Consider the following 242-nt stretch of genomic DNA (forward strand, 5'->3'; position numbering starts at 1 on the left):
GGCCCGGACCCGGGTCCTCAGACCGCGGCGGCGGTGACGGGCGGCTCGTCGCCGGTTTCGGTGAAGGCGAGCAGCGCGGTCCGGACGTCGTCGCGCAGGTCCCGCATGAAGGCCGGGCTGAAGCACGCGGTGTAGTGCGGGAACTCGATGGCCAGCCGGCCGTCGAAGGAGACGACGCAGGCCATGAGCGGGCTGCGGCCCGCCTGCGGGAAGTACTGCTCCCGGGCCGGCACCAGACGCAC

At 74.0% G+C, this 242-nt stretch carries 1 pseudogene; it reads right to left on the reverse strand.

Annotated elements, in window-relative coordinates:
- Positions 1–17: 17 nt before the first annotated feature.
- Positions 18–242 (reverse strand): annotated as a pseudogene (locus CCN29_RS35945) (phthiocerol/phthiodiolone dimycocerosyl transferase family protein); the annotation flags it as partial.

The sequence above is a fragment of the Streptomyces pseudogriseolus genome (assembly GCA_002154585.1).
GTDB lineage: Bacteria > Actinomycetota > Actinomycetes > Streptomycetales > Streptomycetaceae > Streptomyces > Streptomyces pseudogriseolus.